Origin of the sequence: Psychromarinibacter sediminicola (assembly GCF_029168335.1) — a bacterium.
Taxonomy (GTDB): Bacteria; Pseudomonadota; Alphaproteobacteria; order Rhodobacterales; family Rhodobacteraceae; genus Psychromarinibacter; species Psychromarinibacter sediminicola.
Window position 1 is genome coordinate 71327 of the sequence record NZ_JARGYC010000007.1, and the last position, 18548, is coordinate 89874.

At 70.4% G+C, this 18548-nt stretch carries 21 protein-coding genes and 1 pseudogene; 13 read left to right on the forward strand and 9 right to left on the reverse strand.

Going from position 1 to position 18548, the window contains the following annotated elements:
- The first annotated feature begins 41 nt into the window (after positions 1 to 41).
- Entirely contained in the window at positions 42 to 713 is a 672-nt protein-coding gene (locus P1J78_RS04365; protein WP_275566104.1) for a thiamine diphosphokinase, read from the forward strand.
- Here the strand turns inward: P1J78_RS04365 and P1J78_RS04370 are convergent.
- The 3 genes and pseudogenes from P1J78_RS04370 to P1J78_RS04380 form a co-directional block, all read right to left on the reverse strand.
- A pseudogene (locus tag P1J78_RS04370) lies at positions 670 to 1593 on the reverse strand (DMT family transporter). The gene P1J78_RS04365 and the pseudogene P1J78_RS04370 sit on opposite strands and share 44 nt — an antisense overlap.
- Positions 1594 to 1717: 124 nt before the next feature.
- A complete protein-coding gene (locus P1J78_RS04375) occupies positions 1718 to 3094 on the reverse strand; it encodes an L-serine ammonia-lyase (protein ID WP_275566105.1) in 1377 nt (458 codons plus the stop codon).
- 93 nt (positions 3095 to 3187) lie between these two features.
- Complete coding sequence (locus P1J78_RS04380; RefSeq protein WP_275566106.1) at positions 3188 to 3964, reverse strand: methyltransferase domain-containing protein; 777 nt, start codon at positions 3962 to 3964, stop codon at positions 3188 to 3190.
- Positions 3965 to 4086: 122 nt separating this feature from the next.
- On the opposite strand from P1J78_RS04380, the gene P1J78_RS04385 reads away from it, so the two are divergent.
- Positions 4087 to 4446, forward strand: coding sequence for an antibiotic biosynthesis monooxygenase family protein (locus tag P1J78_RS04385; protein ID WP_275566107.1), 360 nt, complete (start codon positions 4087 to 4089; stop codon positions 4444 to 4446).
- A gap of 20 nt (positions 4447 to 4466) precedes the next feature.
- Here P1J78_RS04385 and P1J78_RS04390 read toward each other — a convergent pair whose 3' ends face one another.
- Positions 4467 to 4823: a YbaN family protein gene (locus P1J78_RS04390; protein ID WP_275566108.1), complete on the reverse strand. Its 357-nt coding sequence runs from the start codon at positions 4821 to 4823 to the stop codon at positions 4467 to 4469.
- A 158-nt stretch (positions 4824 to 4981) separates the two neighbouring features.
- On the opposite strand from P1J78_RS04390, the gene rpiA reads away from it, so the two are divergent.
- The 6 genes from rpiA (at position 4982) to P1J78_RS04420 (ending at position 11463) form a co-directional block, all read left to right on the forward strand.
- On the forward strand, positions 4982 to 5770 hold the full coding sequence (gene rpiA / locus P1J78_RS04395) for a ribose-5-phosphate isomerase RpiA (RefSeq protein ID WP_275566109.1): 789 nt from the start codon (positions 4982 to 4984) through the stop codon (positions 5768 to 5770).
- 3 nt (positions 5771 to 5773) lie between these two features.
- Positions 5774 to 7231, forward strand: coding sequence for an FAD-dependent oxidoreductase (locus P1J78_RS04400; RefSeq protein WP_275566110.1), 1458 nt, complete (start codon positions 5774 to 5776; stop codon positions 7229 to 7231).
- 78 nt (positions 7232 to 7309) lie between these two features.
- The gene (gene hflK / locus P1J78_RS04405; RefSeq protein WP_275566111.1) at positions 7310 to 8503 is read left to right on the forward strand and encodes an FtsH protease activity modulator HflK; all 1194 of its coding nucleotides are present in this window, start codon (positions 7310 to 7312) and stop codon (positions 8501 to 8503) included.
- Positions 8504 to 8506: 3 nt separating this feature from the next.
- Positions 8507 to 9574, forward strand: coding sequence for a protease modulator HflC (gene hflC / locus P1J78_RS04410; RefSeq protein WP_275566112.1), 1068 nt, complete (start codon positions 8507 to 8509; stop codon positions 9572 to 9574).
- 7 nt (positions 9575 to 9581) lie between these two features.
- The gene (locus tag P1J78_RS04415; protein WP_275566113.1) at positions 9582 to 9776 is read left to right on the forward strand and encodes a DUF2065 domain-containing protein; all 195 of its coding nucleotides are present in this window, start codon (positions 9582 to 9584) and stop codon (positions 9774 to 9776) included.
- Positions 9777 to 9990: 214 nt separating this feature from the next.
- Complete coding sequence (locus P1J78_RS04420; RefSeq protein ID WP_374213163.1) at positions 9991 to 11463, forward strand: Do family serine endopeptidase; 1473 nt, start codon at positions 9991 to 9993, stop codon at positions 11461 to 11463.
- A 67-nt stretch (positions 11464 to 11530) separates the two neighbouring features.
- On the opposite strand, the gene P1J78_RS04425 is transcribed toward P1J78_RS04420, so the two are convergent.
- Positions 11531 to 11728 carry a hypothetical protein gene (locus P1J78_RS04425; protein ID WP_275566114.1) on the reverse strand — a complete coding sequence of 66 codons (198 nt, stop codon included), beginning with the start codon at positions 11726 to 11728 and terminating at the stop codon, positions 11531 to 11533.
- A gap of 70 nt (positions 11729 to 11798) precedes the next feature.
- On the opposite strand from P1J78_RS04425, the gene P1J78_RS04430 reads away from it, so the two are divergent.
- Both P1J78_RS04430 and P1J78_RS04435 read left to right on the forward strand, forming a co-directional pair.
- Complete coding sequence (locus tag P1J78_RS04430) at positions 11799 to 12713, forward strand: LysR substrate-binding domain-containing protein (RefSeq protein WP_275566115.1); 915 nt, start codon at positions 11799 to 11801, stop codon at positions 12711 to 12713.
- Between the two features lie 187 nt (positions 12714 to 12900).
- The gene (locus P1J78_RS04435) at positions 12901 to 13662 is read left to right on the forward strand and encodes an ion transporter (protein ID WP_275566116.1); all 762 of its coding nucleotides are present in this window, start codon (positions 12901 to 12903) and stop codon (positions 13660 to 13662) included.
- Between the two features lie 40 nt (positions 13663 to 13702).
- Here P1J78_RS04435 and P1J78_RS04440 read toward each other — a convergent pair whose 3' ends face one another.
- On the reverse strand, positions 13703 to 14239 hold the full coding sequence (locus P1J78_RS04440) for a peptidoglycan-binding domain-containing protein (protein WP_275566117.1): 537 nt from the start codon (positions 14237 to 14239) through the stop codon (positions 13703 to 13705).
- A gap of 59 nt (positions 14240 to 14298) precedes the next feature.
- Positions 14299 to 14676 (reverse strand): OB-fold nucleic acid binding domain-containing protein, encoded by a 378-nt coding sequence (locus P1J78_RS04445; RefSeq protein ID WP_275566118.1) that lies wholly within the window; start codon positions 14674 to 14676, stop codon positions 14299 to 14301.
- A gap of 155 nt (positions 14677 to 14831) precedes the next feature.
- Between P1J78_RS04445 and P1J78_RS04450 the strand changes: the two genes are divergently transcribed.
- Both P1J78_RS04450 and P1J78_RS04455 read left to right on the forward strand, forming a co-directional pair.
- Positions 14832 to 15155 carry a 2Fe-2S iron-sulfur cluster-binding protein gene (locus P1J78_RS04450; RefSeq protein WP_275566119.1) on the forward strand — a complete coding sequence of 108 codons (324 nt, stop codon included), beginning with the start codon at positions 14832 to 14834 and terminating at the stop codon, positions 15153 to 15155.
- Positions 15155 to 15943 carry an FG-GAP repeat domain-containing protein gene (locus tag P1J78_RS04455; RefSeq protein WP_275566120.1) on the forward strand — a complete coding sequence of 263 codons (789 nt, stop codon included), beginning with the start codon at positions 15155 to 15157 and terminating at the stop codon, positions 15941 to 15943. Before P1J78_RS04450 ends, P1J78_RS04455 begins: the two co-directional genes overlap by 1 nt.
- 38 nt (positions 15944 to 15981) lie before the next feature.
- Here P1J78_RS04455 and P1J78_RS04460 read toward each other — a convergent pair whose 3' ends face one another.
- Positions 15982 to 16563 (reverse strand): hypothetical protein, encoded by a 582-nt coding sequence (locus tag P1J78_RS04460; RefSeq protein ID WP_275566121.1) that lies wholly within the window; start codon positions 16561 to 16563, stop codon positions 15982 to 15984.
- On the reverse strand, positions 16560 to 17828 hold the full coding sequence (gene purD / locus P1J78_RS04465; protein WP_275566122.1) for a phosphoribosylamine--glycine ligase: 1269 nt from the start codon (positions 17826 to 17828) through the stop codon (positions 16560 to 16562). Before purD ends, P1J78_RS04460 begins: the two co-directional genes overlap by 4 nt.
- Before the next feature lie 131 nt (positions 17829 to 17959).
- Here purD and P1J78_RS04470 point away from each other — a divergent pair, with 131 nt between their 5' ends.
- Positions 17960 to 18520, forward strand: a complete 561-nt coding sequence (locus tag P1J78_RS04470; RefSeq protein WP_275566123.1) for a type 1 glutamine amidotransferase domain-containing protein — start codon at positions 17960 to 17962, stop codon at positions 18518 to 18520.
- Positions 18521 to 18548: the final 28 nt, after the last annotated feature.

Below are 18548 nucleotides of genomic sequence, written 5' to 3' on the forward strand. Positions count from 1 at the left end.
CCAGATTGTGACGAATGCCCGAATATCTCATTAATATCGGCATGACTGCCGCATTTGTCCAATCACAGGCTCCGGTCACGCTGCTCGGTGGCGCGCCGGTGGAAACAAAACGCCTGCGCGAAGCGCTGGCGCTGGCGCCGGTGCTGGTGGCCGCCGACAGCGGCGCCGACCGGGCGCTGGCCGTCGGGCTGACGCCGCGCGCGGTGATCGGCGACTTGGACTCGGTCACGGACGAGACGCGCAGCCGGCTGGATCCGGCCACCGTCTGCGAGATCGCCGAGCAGGACAGCACCGATTTTCACAAGGCGCTGAGCAACATAGAGGCGCCCCTGGTGCTGGCGCTGGGCTTCACCGGCGCGCGCACCGATCACGAGCTGGCCGCGTTCAACGTGCTCGCCCGCCGGCCGGGCGGCGCGGTCATCGTGCTGGGGGCCGAGGACCTCGCCTTTCACGCGCCGCCGCAGGTCGCGCTGGACCTGCCGGTGGGCACACGGGTCTCGCTGTTCCCGATGGCGCCGGTCACCGGCGAGAGCACGGGGCTGCGCTGGCCGATCGCGGGGCTCGACTTCGCCCCCGACGGCCGGGTCGGCACCTCGAACGAATCGACCGGCCCGGTGCGGCTGAGCTTCCATGGCCCCGGGATGCTGGTGATCCTGCCGCGGGCGCATCTCACACCGGCGGTCCGGGCGCTTTCACCCGCGCCGCCCGGCTGACCCGCTGCTCGCGCAGGATGACGTAGAGCCCGGCGCCCATCGTCACCGCGATCCCGGCCAGCGCCAGGCCGTTGGGGAAGTCGCGGAAGATCAGCCAGCCGATCAACGTGGCGAAGGGTATCTCCAGATACTGCATCGGTGCGACCGTGGCGGCGGGGGCGAAGCGCAGCGACCAGGTCATCAGGAGATGCGCGCCGGTGCCCAGAAGCCCCAGCCCCACCAGCAGAACCCAGTCCCAGCGGGTGGGTGCCGGCGCCGCCGTCAGCGGCCAGTCCCCCATCAGCCCGCTCAGGTCCAACGGCAAAAGGATCGCCGTCGCCATCAGCCCGCTGACCGCCTGCAGCGTCACCGGCGCCGCGGCGCGCGCGATGGCGCGGGTCACCAGCATGAACAGCGCGAAGACCACCGCCACCAGCAGCGGCAGCAGCGCCGGCGCCCCCACGGCGGCAAAGCTCGGCTGCACCACCATCAGCGTGCCGCCGAACCCCACGACGCAGGCGGCCCAGCGGCGCGGGCCGACCTGCTCGCCCAGCACGGCCCAGCCGAGGATCAGCATCAGGAAGGGCATCACGTAGGCGATGGCGATGGCCTCGGCCACGGGCAGGTGCCGGAGCGCCAGGAACACCAAGGCGATGCCCAGGATGTGCAGCACCGAGCGCACCGCCGTCAGCGCCAGCACCCGCGGCGAAAGCCGCAGGCTGCCCCCGGTCAGTCAGACCAGCGGCACCAGCACCGCCGCCTGGATCGCGAAGCGGACCCAGAGCAGCAGGTCCAGCGGCATCACCTCGCCCAGCAGCTTCGCCACCGAATCGCCCAGCGGCGCCAGCAGGCAGAAGCCGACCATCAGGAGGATGCCGAGAAGGGGACGGTCGGTGCTCATCGCGCCACGCTAGGGTTGGGCCGCGGGGGGCGCAATCCGCGGCGGGCCGGGGGCGACGCACCGGCGACACCGGACCCGGCCGCAAACGGCGTGCCAGAATGCCTGTGCCAACGGTCGCCGCGCCTCAGCAGTTCGGCACGTTCACCGCCAGCCCGCCCAGCGCGGTTTCCTTGTACTTGTGGCTCATGTCGTCGCCGGTCTGCCGTATCGTCTCGATGCAGGCATCGAGCGGGACCATGTGGCTGCCGTCGCCGCGCAGCGACAGCGAGGCGGCGGAGACGGCCTTGATCGCGCCCAGCCCGTTGCGTTCGATGCAGGGCACCTGCACCAGCCCGCGCACCGGGTCGCAGGTCATTCCGAGGTGATGCTCCAGCGCGATCTCGGCGGCGTTCTCGACCTGCTCGGGCGTGCCGCCCAGCACCGCGCAGAGCCCGGCGGCGGCCATCGCCGAGGCGGTGCCGACCTCCGCCTGGCAGCCGCATTCGGCGCCGGAGATCGAGGCGTTGTGCTTGATCAGCCCGCCGATCGCCGCGGCGGTCAGCAGGAAGTCCGGCAGCCGCTTGCGCGAGGCGCCGGGCACGTGGTCCAGCCAGTAGCGGATCACGGCCGGCACCGTGCCGGCGGCGCCGTTGGTGGGCGCGGTGACGACCTGTCCGCCGGCCGCGTTCTCCTCGTTCACGGCCATGGCGTAGACGCTCATCCAGTCGTTGATGACATGCGGCGGCGTCAGGTTGCGCCCGCGCTCGTCCTCCAGTCGCTGCCGGATCGCGCCGGCGCGGCGGCGCACGTTCAGCCCGCCGGGCAGGATGCCGCTCTCGGCCGTCAGCCCACGGTCCATGCAGGCCTTCATCACGTCCCAGATCCGCACGAGCCCGTCGTCCAGCGCGGCCCGCGCGTGCCGCGTCAGCTCGTTGGCGCGCTTCAGTTCGGCGATGCTCTTGCCGTCGCGGGCGCACATCTCCAGCATCTCGGCGGCGGACTTGAACGGGTAGGGGACCGGCGGGCCGTCGTCGGTGTCGCGCCCCGCCGCCAGTTCGGCCTCGGTCAGCACGAAGCCGCCGCCGACCGAGTAATAGGTCTCCTGCAGGATCACGTCGCCCTGCGCGTCGGTGGCCTGAAGCACCATGCCGTTGGCGTGGCCGGGCAGGGCGGGGCCGCGGTCGAGCACGAGGTCGGCGCCCGGGTCGAACCGCATCTCGGGCAGCTTGTCAGGCCTGACGGCCTTCCGCGCCGCGATCTCCGCCAGCGCCGCCTCCGCCGCGTCGCGGTCGTAGCTTTCGGGCCGGAACCCGGCGAGGCCCAGGATCACCGCCCGGTCGCTGGCATGCCCGACCCCGGTGAAGGCCAGCGAGCCGTAGAGCGTCGCCTTCAGCCCGTGCGGCGTGAACCGCGCGCCGCGCAACAATTCCAGAAACCGCGCCGCCGCCACCATCGGCCCCATCGTGTGCGACGAGGACGGCCCGACGCCCAGCTTGAACATGTCGAAGACGGAGATGAACATGCGCGCCCCTTCTGCCTGCCCGGCCGTTCTGCCGCGAAACCCGCCGGGCCGCCTTGCCGGATGCGACATCCGCGGCCCCGGCGGCGCCCCGGCTCAGTTTCGCTCGGCCACGGTGACGAAATGCGTGAGCGAGAAAAAGAACCGCCCCGCCTCGGCCAGCGCCGCCTGCTCGTCGGCCCAGGCCCGCACCTCCGCCTCGGGCAGCAGCTCCTGCGCGATGGCGTAGCGCGTCATCAGGATGATCATCATCCGCACCAGGCTGTCGGGGCGATAATGTCGGTCGGTCAGCGTCACCGGGATCGACTCGCGCACCGTGAAGCCGGCGCGCGCCAGGTCCTCGGGCAGCCGCTCGGGCAGGTCGGGATGCACCAGGTGGCGGTCCCAGGCCGCCTGCATCCGCCGCATCCGGTCGGGATCGTCCGAGCGCCAGGCATAGGTGCCGAAATGCATGTCGCCGATCACCAGCCGCCCGCCGGGGCGCAGCGCGCGGTGCAGCTCGGCCAGCGCGGCGGGCACGTCGTCGACATATTCGAAGACCTGGACCGACACGGCGCCGTCGAGGCTGCCATCCGCCAGCGGCAGCGCCGCGGCCGTGCCCTCGGCCAGGGTCACGTTCTCGCGGCCCGCCAGACGGACCCGCGCCGACTGAAGCATCGCGGCGCTGGGATCGACACCATGCACCCGGCCCGCATCGCCCACCGCGCGCGACAGATCCTCGGTCAGAAGCCCGTTGCCGCAGCCGAGATCGAGCACGGTCTGGCCGGGCTGCGCCGCGAGCGCATCGAAGTTGGCCCGCCGCCGTCGGGTGAAATCGGCCCACTGGTAGGCGTCCTCCAGGATCCGCGCCGTCGAATCGTCGAACTGGAGCATCGGTGCTTTCCTTTGCGTAAAGCTCCAGCCTGCGCCGGATCACGGCGGTAGTGCAAGCCGCGCGGGCGATTGCCGTTTCGGCGCGGGTGCGATCTGGTGGCCGGGCAAAAGGGAGGACAGCCATGATCGCCATCATCTTCGAAGTCGAACCCGCAGAGGGCTGCCGCGACGCCTATCTCGACATCGCAGCCGAGATGCGGCCGCTTCTGGAGGAGATCGACGGCTTTCTCTCGGTCGAGCGGTTCGAGAGCCTGACGACCCCGGGCAAGCTTCTGTCGGTGTCCTTCTTCCGCGACGAGGCGGCGGTGGAGGAGTGGCGCCGGCTGGCGAAACACCGCGCCGCGCAGGAGGCCGGGCGGCAGAGGCTGTTCGCCGACTACCGGCTGCGGGTGGCCGAGGTGCTGCGCGACTACGGCAAGCACGACCGGGCCGAGGCGCCCGCCGACAGCCGCGCGATGCACGAGGGGTCGCACGGCGGATAGGGCGCACGGGGACTGAACGGCTATTCGTCCGGCCGGGTTGCTACGAAGACCGCGGCCGGACCCATGCAGACGGCCTGCACCGCCAGCACCCATCCGGGCAGCCCGGTGACGACCGAGACCAGGAACACCGCCGCCATCGTGCCCACCGCCAGCACCTTGGCCTTGCGGGAAATCGCCCCCGCCTCTTCCCATGCCCGGATATGCGGGCCGAAATGCGCGTGGTCGATCAGCCAGGCCCGCGCCCGCGGCGCGCCCTTGGCGAACAGGAAGGCCGCGAGGATCATGAACGGAACCGTCGGCAGCACCGGCAGCACCACGCCGATCAGGCCCAGCCCGACCGACAGCCACCCCAGTATCACATAGACATGTCGTGCCATTGCGGCGCTCCGTCCCGCGTTCCGCGCCCAACATAAGCGCTGCGGCGCAGGATGCGAGCGTGTCGGCGCGTCGCAGCCCGGGGCCGGGCATTTCCCCCTCGCACCGCAGGCGCATCTTCCCTATAACGCCCGGGACCTTGCCGAGGGAGCTGCCGCAGATGTCCGGAAACCTGTCGCCCATCGACACCGCCAAGTTCGTCGCCGCCAAGCGCGCGGTGGATTTCGTCGAGGACGGCATGCGCGTCGGGCTGGGCACCGGGTCCACCGCCGCGTGGATGGTGCGCTGCCTGGGCGAGCTGGTGCGCGAGGACGGGCTGAGGATCCAGGGCGTGCCGACCTCCACCCGCACCGCGGAACTGGCGCGGAAGGTCGGCATCGAGGTGATCAGCCTGGACGAGGCCAAGTGGCTCGACCTGACGATCGACGGTGCGGACGAGTTCGACTCCGACCTGAACCTGATCAAGGGCGGCGGCGGGGCGCTGTTGCAGGAAAAGATCGTCGCCACCGCCTCGGACCGGATGATCGTCATCACCGACGCAACCAAGCAGGTCGACACGCTGGGCGCCTTCCCGCTGCCGGTGGAGATCATTCCCTTCGGCTGGCAGACCACCAAGGCGCTGATCGAGGAGACGCTGGCGGGCATGGACGTGCTTGGCGAGCAGGCGACGCTGCGCCTGAACGGCGAGGCGCCCTATGTCACCGACGAGGGCAACCACATCGTCGATCTGCACCTGCAGCGCATCGGCAACCCGCGGCACCTGTCGCTGGTTTTGAACCAGATCCCCGGAGTGGTCGAGAACGGGCTGTTCATCGACATCTGCGACATCGTCATCATCGGCCACGGCGACGGCCGGGTCGAGGTGAACGACATCAATGCCGGCACCCATGAAGAGGACCGGATCGAGTTCGCCGAGCCCGACAACCTGTTTTCCGACATCGCGGAGTAATCCATGGCCTTCGACTACGATCTCTTCGTCATCGGCGGCGGGTCCGGCGGCGTGCGGGCGGCGCGCACCACGGCCGAGACCGGCGCCACCGTCGGGCTGGCCGAGGAATACCGCATGGGCGGCACCTGCGTGATCCGCGGCTGCGTGCCCAAGAAGATCATGGTCTTCGCCTCGGAGTTCTCCGAGACGTTCGAGGATGCCCGCGCCTATGGCTGGCAGGTCGAGCACGGCGCCTTCGACTGGCCGCATTTCCGCAAGGCCCTGCATACCGAGCTGGACCGGCTGGAGACGATCTACCGCACCAACCTGGAACGCAGCGGGGTGACGATCCACGACGCCCGCGCCACGCTGAAGGACGCGCATACGGTCGAGCTGTCGAGCGGCGAGACCTTTACCGCCAAGCACATCCTCGTCGCCACCGGCGGCCACCCGGTCCGCCCCGGTATCCCGAATGCCGAGCTGGGGCTGGTGTCCAACGACATCTTCCTGCTGGAAGAGCTGCCGGAATCGGTGCTGATCATCGGCGGCGGCTATATCGCCTGCGAATTTGCCTGCATCCTGAACGGGCTCGGCGTCGAGGTGACGCAGTATTACCGCGGCGCGCAGATCCTGCGCGGCTTCGACGGCGAGGCGCGGGGGCTGGTGGCCGAGATGATGAAGGCCAAGGGCGTCGACCTGCATGTCGGCACCAATATCGTCGAGATGTGCCCGGCCGAGGCCGGCTCGGTCGACCAGGGCACGCAGTCCGACGCGCTTGGCATCGAGGAAAGCGGCGTGCTGGAGGCGAACCCCGACAGCGACACCGCCGCCGAGGCCGCGGGCCGCGTCTGGGTCAAGGCCACCAACGGCACCGAGCGCGAGTTCGACCACGTCTTCTTTGCCACCGGCCGGGCGCCCAACACCGACGGGCTGGGGCTGGAAGAGGCCGGCGTGAAGCTGGGCCGCCGCGGCGAGATCGTCGTCGACGACTACTCGCAGACCTCGGTGCCCTCGATCTACGCCATCGGCGACGTGACCGGGCGGCTGGAACTGACGCCGGTGGCGATCCGCGAGGGCATGGCCTTCACCGAGACCGTGTTCAAGGCGAACCCGACGAAGCCCGACCACGAGCTGGTGCCCTCGGCGATCTTCACCCAGCCCGAGCTGGGCACGGTGGGCCTGTCCGAGGAGGCGGCCGCCGACCAGGGGCCGATCGAGGTCTACTGCACCTCGTTCCGGCCGATGCAGCATTCCTTCGCCGGTCATCACGACCGCGTGCTGATGAAGCTGATCGTCTGCGCCGACACCCGCCGCGTGCTGGGCTGTCACATCGTCGCCGACAATGCGGGCGAGATGATCCAGCTGGCCGGGATCGCGGTGAAGATGGGCGCCACCAAGGAGGATTTCGACCGCGTCTGCGCGGTCCATCCGACCATGGCCGAAGAGCTGGTCACGATGAAGTCACCGGCCCGAACGGCTTGATTTCGACGCCCGATGGGCACAGGTAGCAAGACAGTCTGACAAGACAGGCGACAAGGCAAGCAAGGGAAAGACAGGTACATGTCAAGCAATTCCGGCGGCCCCTGGGGGGGAGGAGGCGGAAGCGGCGGCGGCAACCGCGGCCAGGGAGGCGGCAACGACGACGATCGCCGCCCGGCCGGCGGCAACCGTCCCGGCGACCAGTCTCAGATGCCCGAGATCGACCAGATCGTGAGGAAAGGGCAGGAGCGCCTGCGCGTCCTGATGGGCGGCGGCGGCAACCGCCCGAACGGCCCGAACCGCGGCGGCGGCGGTGGCGGCGGCCCGCGGCTGACCCGCGGCACCGTCGGCATCGGCGTGCTGGTGCTTCTGGGCCTGTGGCTCTTCGCCTCGCTCTACACGGTCCGGCCCGAAGAACAGTCGGTCGAACTGTTCCTGGGCAGCTATTCCGACACCGGCAATCCGGGCCTGAACTTCGCGCCCTGGCCGCTGGTCACCGCCGAGGTCCTCGCCGTCACCCGCGAGCAGACCGAGAATATCGGCACCTCCGGCAGCCGCGGCCAGGATGCGGGCCTGATGCTGACCACCGACGAGAACATCGTCGACCTGGACTTCCAGGTGGTCTGGAACATCAAGGACCCCGCGCAGTTCCTGTTCAACCTGCGCGACCCGGCGATGACCATCCGGGCCGTGTCCGAGGCCGCCATGCGCGAGATCATCGCCGCCTCGGAACTGGCGCCGATCCTCAACCGGGACCGTGCGCTGATCGCCGATACCGCCGAGCAGCTGATCCAGTCGACGCTCGACAGCTACAATGCCGGTGTCAACATCCTGCGGATCAACCTCGACAAGGCCGACCCGCCGGCCGAGGTGATCGACGCTTTCCGCGAGGTGCAGGCCGCCGAGCAGGAGCGCGACCGCCTGGAACGCACCGCCGACGCCTACGCCAACCGGGTGCTCGCCGGGGCCCGCGGTGAAGCCGCGCAGGTCCAGGAAGAGGCCGAGGCGTACCGCGCCCAGGTCGTCAACGAGGCAGAGGGCGAGGCGAGCCGCTTCCTCGCGGTGCTGGAGGAATACCGCAACGCCCCCGAGGTGACGCGCAAGCGTCTCTACATCGAGACGATGGAGCGGGTCCTCGGCGATGTCGACAAGATCATCCTCGACGACTCCGTGACCGGCGGCAATGGCGCGGGGCAGGGCGTGGTGCCCTACCTGCCGCTGAACGAGCTGCGCCGCACCGGCAACACCAATAGCAGCACCCAGGGAGGGAACTGAGCCATGCGCAAGCTGACATTCCTTCTTCCCATCGTGGTCATTCTGATCGCGCTGGTCGGGTCCTCGGTCTTCATCGTCGACGAACGCCAGAAGGCGCTGGTGCTGCAGTTCGGCCAGATCAAGTCGGTCAAGGAAAACCCGGGCCTGGCCTTCAAGATCCCGTTCATCCAGGACGTGGTCCGCTACGACGACCGGATCCTGTCGCTCGACACGCCGCCGACCGAGGTGACGCCGTCGGACGACCGCCGGCTGGTGGTCGACGCCTTCGCCCGCTACCGCATCGCCGACGTGGTGCAGTTCCGGCAGGCGGTGGGCATCGGCGGCATCCGCTCGGCCGAGGACCGGCTGGGCGGCATCCTGAACGCGCAGATTCGCGCCGTGCTGGGCTCCGAGGGCGTGACCTCGAACACCATCCTCTCGGCCGACCGGGCCGCCCTGATGGACCGGATCACCGAGGAGGCGCGCGCCCGCGCCGAACCGCTGGGGATCGAGGTGATCGACGTGCGGCTGAAGCAGACCAACCTGCCCAGCCAGAACCTCGACGCCACCTTCGCCCGGATGCGCGCCGAGCGGGAGCGCGAGGCCGCCGACGAGATCGCCCGCGGTGAAGAGGCCGCGCAGCGGGTCCGCGCCCAGGCCGACCGGACCGTGGTCGAGCTGGTCTCCGAGGCCAACCGCGAATCCGAGATCATCCGAGGCGAGGCCGACGCGGCGCGGAACCGCATCTTCGCCGAGGCCTTCGGCCAGGATCCGGAGTTCTTCGAGTTCTACCGCTCGCTCACGGCCTATACCCGGTCGCTGCAGGGGCAGAACTCGACGCTGGTGATCTCGCCCGACAGCGAGTTCTTCAACTACCTCGACAGCGCCTCGGGCCGCGGCGGCACCTTCCCGCCGCCGGTGCCGGCGCCCGAGTCGTCGGCCGCCGACATGCCCGAGGGCGATGCGCCGGCCGGCGAGGACGCCGCCGCCACGCCGGACGCGGATCCGGCGGCGACGCCGGAGCCCGAGGAGGAAACGACCCCGGCGCCGGAGACGGAGCCGGAGCCGGAGGACGAAGAGGCCGGAGGCTGAGCCGCCCATGGCCGTGATCGTTCTGGCCCTCGGGCTGGTGCTTTGTGTCGAGGGGCTGGTGTTCGCACTGGCCCCTTCGCGTCTGGAGGACCTTCTCCGCACCCTGGCCGAGATGCCGTCCGAGACCCGGCGCATGGTCGGCCTCGGCGCGCTCGCGGCGGGCGTGCTGCTGGTCTGGCTGGCCAAGGTGCTGGGCGCCTGACGCCCGGCGGATCGCTGCCGCCGGGTCATTGCGCGCTGGCCTTGCGCGCCGGCGCGTGTCATGCTCACGCCCACCATCCGCGGGGCTCACATGCAGTTGAGACTTCGCGACGGGGGTTTGTGTTGTGCAATTTCGCTCATACGTAGACATTCCCACGCACAGGACGCCCCCGGCGATTTCCCTGCGGGGGGAGAAAAGCAAACGGAGAGACTTCTTGACACCTCAGGCAATCACCGTCCCCCAGAGATCCGGCGACCCGCGGCTGATCCGCGCCGCCTGGATCTCGCTTCTGGGCCTGGCCTTCCTTGTCGCGCAGGCCCTCACGGCGACCGCGCAGACCCGTCCCGGCAGCTTCGCCGACCTGGCGGAGCGGATCAGCCCGGCCGTGGTGAACATCACCACCGCGACCAGCGTCGCCGGCAACACCAACCCGTCGCCGATGGTGCCCGAAGGCTCGCCCTTCGAGGACTTCTTCCGCGACTTCATGGACCGCAACGACGGCCCCGGCCGGCCGCGCCGCTCGTCGGCGCTGGGCTCGGGCTTCGTGATTTCGGAAGACGGCTATATCGTCACCAACAACCACGTCATCGAGGGCGCCGACGTCGTCAATATCGAGTTCTTCTCGGGCGAGGAGCTGGAAGCCGACGTCGTGGGCACCGACCCCAACACCGACATCGCGCTTCTGAAGGTCTCCTCGGACGAGCCGCTGCCCTATGTCGACTTCGGCGACAGCGACACCGCGCGCGTCGGCGACTGGGTCATGGCCATGGGCAACCCGCTGGGCCAGGGCTTTTCGGTCTCGGTCGGCATCGTCTCGGCCCGCAACCGGGCGCTGTCGGGCACCTATGACGACTACATCCAGACCGACGCGGCCATCAACCGCGGCAACTCGGGCGGCCCGCTGTTCAACATGGACGGCGACGTGATCGGCGTGAACACCGCGATCCTGTCGCCCAACGGCGGCTCGATCGGCATCGGCTTCTCGATGGCCTCGAACGTCGTCACCCGCGTCGTCGACCAGCTGCAGGAATACGGCGAGACCCGCCGCGGCTGGCTGGGTGTGCGCATCCAGGACGTGGACGAGGACATCGCCGAGTCGCTGGGCCTCGAAGAGGCGAACGGCGCGCTGGTCACCGACGTGCCCGAAGGCCCCGCGATGGAGGCCGGCATCGAGGCGGGCGACGTGATCGTCACCTTCGACGGCGTCGATGTCGAGGACACCCGCCAGCTGGTGCGCGTGGTCGGCAACTCGCCGGTCGGCAAGACCGTCCGCGTCGTCGTCTTCCGCGAGGGCCAGACCCAGACCCTGTCGGTGACGCTGGGCCGCCGCGAAGAGGCGGAAAGCGCCGTGCCCGCCTCGGTCGAGCAGGAGGCGGAGCCCGAGGAGAAGGACATCCTCGGCATCACCGTCACCCGGCTCAACGAGGATCTGCGCGAGCAGCTCGGCGTGGCCGAGAACCTCAACGGCCTGGTGGTCACCGCGGTCGACGAGATGAGCGAAGCCTACGAGAAGGGCCTGCGCGCCGGCGACCTGATCACCGAGGCCGGCCAGACCAAGGTGCAGTCCGTGGCCGAGCTGGAAGAGCAGATCGCGGCCGCCCGCGACGCCGGCCGCCGCTCGCTCCTGCTGCTGGTCCGCCGCGAGGGCGAGCCCCGCTTCGTGGCGATCGGCTTGGAAGACGGCTGAGACCGCGCAGACCGACCTGACGAAAGGGGCGCCCCGCGGGGCGCCCCTTTTTCGTTTGGGCCCGGCCTCAGACCGGCCGCAGCCCGTGGGGCGCGAAGGGCAGGTCCGCCAGCTCGCGTTCCGACATCGCTTGAATGTCGGGATGCGACAGCGGATCGCGCCGCCATTGAAGCTCGGGATCGGGCGGGCGCGGCGGGGCCGCGCGCCGAAATGCGGTGCGGAGCGGGGCGACGCGGAGCGGGGATATGCGGAGTGAAGATGTCATGCGCGAAACATGCCACCCGGCGGTTGCCGAGAGAATTGATCTTTGAAGGCGGCGGCTTTAGAAAAGCTAAATGCGTGCGCTCAACACGATCAACCTGTCGGGGCTGCGCGCGGTGGAAGCCATCGGCCGTACCGGCAGCCTCGCCACCGCCGCCGCCGAGTTGGGCGTGACGCCCGGCGCGCTCAGCCAGCGGCTGGCGAAGATCGAGGCCGCGCTCGGCCGGACCCTGTTCGCCAGACGGCCCGGCGGCCTTGTCCCCACGGCCCCCTGCGCCGCTGCGTTGCCGCGGCTGACCCGCGCGCTGCAGGACATGGCCGCCACGGTCGAGGATCTGCGGGCCACCGGCAGCCGGACGCTCACCGTCTCGGTCGCGCCGATCTTTGCCAGCCGCTGGCTGATCTGGCGCATCCACCGCTTCGCCGCGGCGCATCCCGACATCTCGGTGCGGCTCGAACCGACCGTCGCGCTGGTCGACCCGGACGCCTCGGGGGTCGACGCCTGCATCCGCGTCGGCCGCACGCCCGGTCGCGGCGTCGAGGCCACCCGGCTCCTGCAGCAGCGGGTCTTCCCGGTCTGCGCGCCGGCGCTCGGCGCCACGATCGCCACGCCGGCCGACCTGTTCCGCCACCCGGTGATCCGCGAGACCGAGCAGCTCTTCGGCTGGGACGTCTGGCTGGACGGCCACGGCCTGGCGGTGGCCGACATCCCCGCGGGCCCCAGCTATGGCGACGCCTCGCTGTGCCTCGACGCGGCGATGGCGGGGCAGGGCGTATTCATGGCCTGGGAGACGCTCGCCGCCGACCAGGTCGACGGGCAGCGCCTTGTCGCGCCGTTTCCCGACCGTGTGGCGACCGGGGCGAGCTACTGGTTTCTCACCGGCCCGCATTCGGGCCGCCGCCCGGCGCTGCGCAGTTTCCGGACCTGGCTGCAGGCAGAGATGGACCGGTCGGTCGCGGACTGGCGCCGCGCCGCAACACTGCGCTGACCGGGTCGTGCGCGCCGCAAGCCCGCGCCGTTCCTCGCGCCTGTCCCGGCGGCGCACCGGGACCGACCGCCTCGTTTGCGTATTTTGAACGAGAAGAAGACGGGAAGGCGCCCGTATCGGGCCAGGTCGCGTGTTTTCGTCCCGGCCGGAATGCACTAGGTCTGCGGACACGCTCGGGACAACGGCCATGCTTGCGACACTCCGCCACCTCTACGAAGGCCGCAGCGCGGCGGCGCACCGCTTTCGCTATGCCCTGCTCGCCTTCGACCTGGGCACGATCGCCTTCGTGATCGTGACCTCGTTCTTTCCGCATACCCGCCCGGTCGAGATCGCCGACGCGGTGCTGGGCGCGGTGATCCTGGCCGATTTCCTGGCCCGGTTCTCCATCGACCGGCGCAAGGCGCATTTCTTCGTGCGGCCCGCCACCTGGGCCGACGTGGTGGCGATGGTGTCGTTCCTCGCGCCGATCGCCGGGGAGGGGTTCGGCTTTCTGCGGGTTCTCCGGACGCTCAGGCTTCTGCATACCTATCAGCTCCTGCGCCGGCTGCGGCACGACTTCCCGAAGTTCCGCAAATACGAGGAGGTGACGCTGGCCACGATCAACCTCTTCGTCTTCCTCTTCGTGATGACGGGGCTGATCTATGCGCTGCAGCACGAGGTGAACCCCGAGATCGGCAACTATGCCGACGCGCTCTACTTCACGGTCACCACGCTGACGACGACCGGCTTCGGCGACATCACGCTCGACGGCACGGCGGGGCGGATGCTGGCCGTCGCGGTGATGATCTTCGGCGTCACCCTGTTCCTGCGGCTGGCGCAGGTGCTGTTCCGGCCGACCAAGGTGCGCCACGAATGCCCCGAATGCGGCCTGCTGCTGCACGACGCCGACGCGGTGCATTGCAAGCATTGCGGCACGACGATCCGGATCGAGACGGAAGGCTCGGTCTGAGGCGCGGCCGGGCGCTGGGTCCGACGCCGGATCATGCGCGTCAGTCGTGGATGCGCGCGACCTCCACCAGGCCCAGCTGCCGCGCCGCCGCCAGCGACAGGATCGCGCTGTCCAGCCCCTGCGGCTGCTGGTAGGCGCGGATCGCCGCGCGGGTCCGGGCCGTCATCTCGCCGTCGATCGGCCCGCGGTAATGCCCCCGCGCCGCCAGCGCCCGCTGGAGCGACGACACGAATTCCGGCGTCAGCTCTGCCGCGCACAGGGTCTCGAACCACAGCTCGCGCCGTTCCTCGACGATCTGCTGGCGGGTCTCGGTCTTGTAGACCGCCGGATACAGCACCTTGCCGTCGGTCGACACCGAGGGCGGCTGCAGCATCACCTGCTGGGTGACCGTCTCGATCACCGCCGGCGTCGCGTCCTGCCCGTAGCAGCCGTCGGGGTCGGCGCCCGGCGGGCCTTCGCCCCGCATCCGGATCGGCTCGGGTTCGTGAAGCTGGGTCACGTCCGCCAGAGGCGCCTCGCCGCACCCGGCGACGGCAAGCGTGGCGCCAAGCGCCAGTCCCGTGGAAATCCTGATCACTGCTCGCGCCTCTCTCGGGCCGGTTCGCTGCGGATCATAGCCGCTCGTGGCGCCGCTGCCTAGCCGCCTGTCCCGGGGGCCGCCGGGGCGGGGTCCTCCTGCAACAGGCTGTCGAGCAGGTGCGACAGGTCCTCGATCTCCTCGGCGATGATATGGGTGACGCCGCTCTCGCGCTGCACCCGGCCCGTCACCTTCAGAAGCCGCCCCGCGATCACCGCCCGCCGGAAGCGTTCGTAGACCTTGCGCCAGACGATCACGTTGGCCACGCCCGTCTCGTCCTCCAGCGTCACGAAGATCACCCCGTTCGCCGTGCCCGGCCGCTGCCGCACCAGCACCAGGCCCGCCACCGCCACCCGCGCGTTCCCCGGCGGCAGGTCCAGCAGGTCATGCGGGCAGCAGGAGGGCGGGCGGGGCCAGGGATCGGGGCGCGGCTGCATGAGAACGAAAATAGAACATATGGCGCGCCGCGCAAGCCCGTTCCCAAGCCCGTTTCCCCGCGTACCGCGCCCGCCCCGGCACAGAAAGTGACTCGCAAATCCCGGCCCGAGGCCTTATCTCGGCCCGGGAAAGCGCAGGCGACACGAGGACACCGATGGCGAAGATCACCTATATCGAGCACGACGGCACCGAACACACGGTCGACGTGGCCAACGGGCTGACCGTCATGGAAGGCGCACGGGACAACAGCATTCCCGGGATCGAGGCCGATTGCGGCGGCGCCTGCGCCTGTTCGACCTGTCATGTCTACGTGCATCCCGACTGGGTGGCGAAGCTGCCCGACCGCGAGGCGATGGAGGAGGACATGCTCGATTTCGCCTACGAGCCCGACCCCGACCGCTCGCGCCTGACCTGCCAGCTCAAGGTGACGGACGAGTTGGACGGGCTGGTCGTACAGATGCCGGAAAAGCAGATCTGATGCGCGCCGCCGCCGCGTTCGCGCTGTGCCTTCTGGCGGTGCGGGCGGCGGCCTGCGAGATCTCTCCGGCCGACGAGACGGCCTATCCCGGCAGCGTCGTGACCGACGCCGAGACCCGCGGCGCGATCGCCCGGGCCTGGTTCGACGCGCCCGTCGCGCGCTACCGCCACTTCGTGCTGAGCCGCGACAGCGAGCCGGAGGCGCTGTGGGTCGATGCGCCCGGCAATCACGGCAATTGCGGCCACCGGATCGTGCTTGACGACGCGCATGTCTTCGAGGACGTGGCGCCGCGGCTGGTCGATCTGGACGGCGACGGCACGAACGAGGTGATCGTGGTGCGCAGCCATGCGGGGCAGGGCGCGCAGCTGGCCGTCTATCGCTGGACCGGGCGCGACCTGGTGCTCGACGCGGCCACGCCCTATATCGGCCGGCCGCATCGCTGGCTGGCGCCCGTGGGCGCGGCCGATCTGGACGGCGACGGGGCGATGGAGCTGGCCTATGTCGACCGCCCGCACCTGGCCCGGATCCTGCGCGTCTGGCGCTATGCGCCGGGGCGGCTGACCGAGGTGGCCGCGGCCCGGGGGCTGAGCAACCACCGCATCGGCGAGTCTGCGATCACCGGCGGCGTCCGCGATTGCGGCGCCGGGCCGGAAATGGTCACCGCCGATGCGGCATGGGAGCATGTGATCGTGACGCGGCTGGAGGCCGGGCGGCTCGTCTCGCGCCGCGCGGGACCGTTCGACGGCGCCGGGTCGGTTGGGGCGGTGATGGCCTGCAAAACGCGCTGAATGTTGGAAATGTGATATTTTCGGTGAATGATCCGCGATCAATGCGCCGCAGATGTTGCGTTCGTGTCTGTCGTCTGCTCCAGCGCATCCGCCAGCGCCCCCGCGGAGACGCGCGGCAGGCGCTGCCACGGGCGGTAGGACCAGCCCACCAGCGCGCCGATCAGCGTCAGCAGCAGCGCCGGCATCGCGGCGCCGGCCAGCCGGTCGCCGCTGAGCCCGGTGGCGAGCGCCAGGCCGAAGAGCGTCGGGCCGCCGAGCAGCGACACCGCGCCGATTCCGAAAAACGCCAGCCGCCCCCAGCCGTACTCGCCGGTGACGACCGGCAGGTCGGGGCGCGCGCGCAGCACGGCCAATACCAGCCGCCGGAACGTCGCCGCCTCGGGTCCGTCCGGCCAGCCCGCCTCCGGAACGGTCAGGGCCAGGCGGCGGGTCTCGGTGCCGGTGCGCAGATCCAGCCGCACCATGCGATTGCCGCGCGCCCGGTGCGTCACGAAGGCGGAGTCGGTGACCTCCGCCAGGGGCAGCGACCAGCCGTCCTCGGCGGTCAACTGCCCGCCGGACAGCACGTAGCGCCGCGGCGCCCGCAGCGGGGCGGGACGAAAGGCGACGTCCTCGCTCACCGCGCCAGCGCCCGCCAGCCGATGTCTGTCCGATACACGCCGTCGGGCCAGTCGATCCTCTCGATCATCGCGTAGACCCGGTCGCGCGCCGCCGCGAGGTCGTCGCCGCGCGCGGTCACGTTCAGCACCCGGCCCCCGTTCGCGACGATCCGGCCGTCGCGCTCGGCGGTGCCGGCGTGGAACACCATGTGCATCGAATCCTCGGGCAGCGATTCCAGCCCGGCGATCGTGCCGCCCTTCTCGTAGGCGCCCGGATACCCGTTCGCCGCCATCACCACGGTCATCGCGTGATCGTCGGCCCAGTTGACGCGGGCCTCGCCCAGCGCGCCGCGCGCGCAGGCGATCATCAGGTCCAGCGCCTGCGCCCCCAGCCGCATCATCAGCACCTGGCATTCCGGGTCGCCAAAGCGGACGTTGTATTCCACCAGCCGCGGCGCCCCGTCCGCGATCATCAGCCCGGCGTAAAGCACCCCCTGGTAAGGCGTGCCGCGCCGCGCCATCTCGGCGACGCAGGGCTTCACGATCTCGTCCAGCGCCCGGCGCTCCACCTCGGGCGAGAGCACCGGGGCCGGCGAATAAGCGCCCATGCCGCCGGTATTGGGGCCGGTATCGCCCTCGCCGATGCGCTTGTGGTCCTGGGCGGTGCCGATGGGCAGGACGTCCGCGCCGTCGCAGAGGACGAAGAACGAGGCTTCCTCGCCGGTCATGAATTCCTCGATCACCACCTCGGCGCCGGCGTCGCCGAAGGCGCCGCCGAACATCTCGTCGATGGCATCGGTCGCCTGGTCCACCGTCTCGGCCACGATCACCCCCTTGCCGGCGGCCAGCCCGTCGGCCTTGACCACGATGGGCGCGCCCTGCGCCGCGACGTAGTCCTTCGCCGGCTGCGCCGCGTCGAACCGCGCCCAGGCCGCGGTGGGCGCGCCGCAGGCATCGCAGATCTCCTTGGTGAAGCGCTTCGACGCCTCCAGCTCGGCCGCGGCCTTCGACGGGCCGAAGCACAGGATGCCGGCGGCGCGCAGGTCGTCCGCCACGCCGGCCGCGAGCGGCGCCTCCGGCCCCACGATCACGAAATCCACCGAGTTGGCGACGGAGAAATCCACCACCCGCGCGCCGTCCTCGATGTCGAGCCGGGCGCATTCGGCGATCTCGGCGATCCCGGCATTGCCCGGCGCCACGATCAGCCGGTCGCAGGCGGGGTTCTGCATCGCGGCCCAGGCCAGCGCATGCTCGCGCCCGCCGCCGCCGAGGATGAGGATGTTCATGGACCGCTCCCGTTGCCGCTCGGGCGCCTGATTAGGCAAGCGCGCGCGCAGAGGCAAGCGACGGCGGAACCGGCGGGCGGCGCGGCACGTTTGCCCGGCAACACGATCTCAGGACAATCCGGAGGACGAAGATGCCTGGCATTCACGGAAAGCGGGTCGCCATCCTTGCGACCCATGGATTCGAACAGTCGGAACTGGAGGCCCCGCTTCACAAGCTGCGCGACGCGGGCGCGGAGGTGCATGTGATCGCGCCGCAGGCCGGCGAGATCACCGGCTGGGACACCGACGACTGGGGCCGCCCGGTCAAGGTGGACCGCCCGCTGAAGGACGCGAAAGCGGCCGATTACGACGCGCTGGTGCTGCCCGGCGGGCAGATCAACCCCGACCTGCTGCGGGTCGAGCCCGACGCGCTGGCCTTCATCAAGGCGGTCTTCGACGCCGGCAAGGTCGTCGGCGCGATCTGCCACGCGCCCTGGCTGCTGATCGAGACCGGCATCGCGCATGGCCGGGCGATGACCTCGTACCACTCGATCCGCACCGACGTGGAGAATGCGGGCGGGATCTGGGAGGACAGCGCCGTGGTCTGCGAGACCGGCCTCGTCACCAGCCGCAACCCCGGCGATCTGGACCCGTTCTGCGACAAGCTGATCGAGGAGATCGCCGAAGGGCGGCACGAGCGCAAGGCCGCCTGACTTTTCCTTCGCGGCCGGATCGGGCATG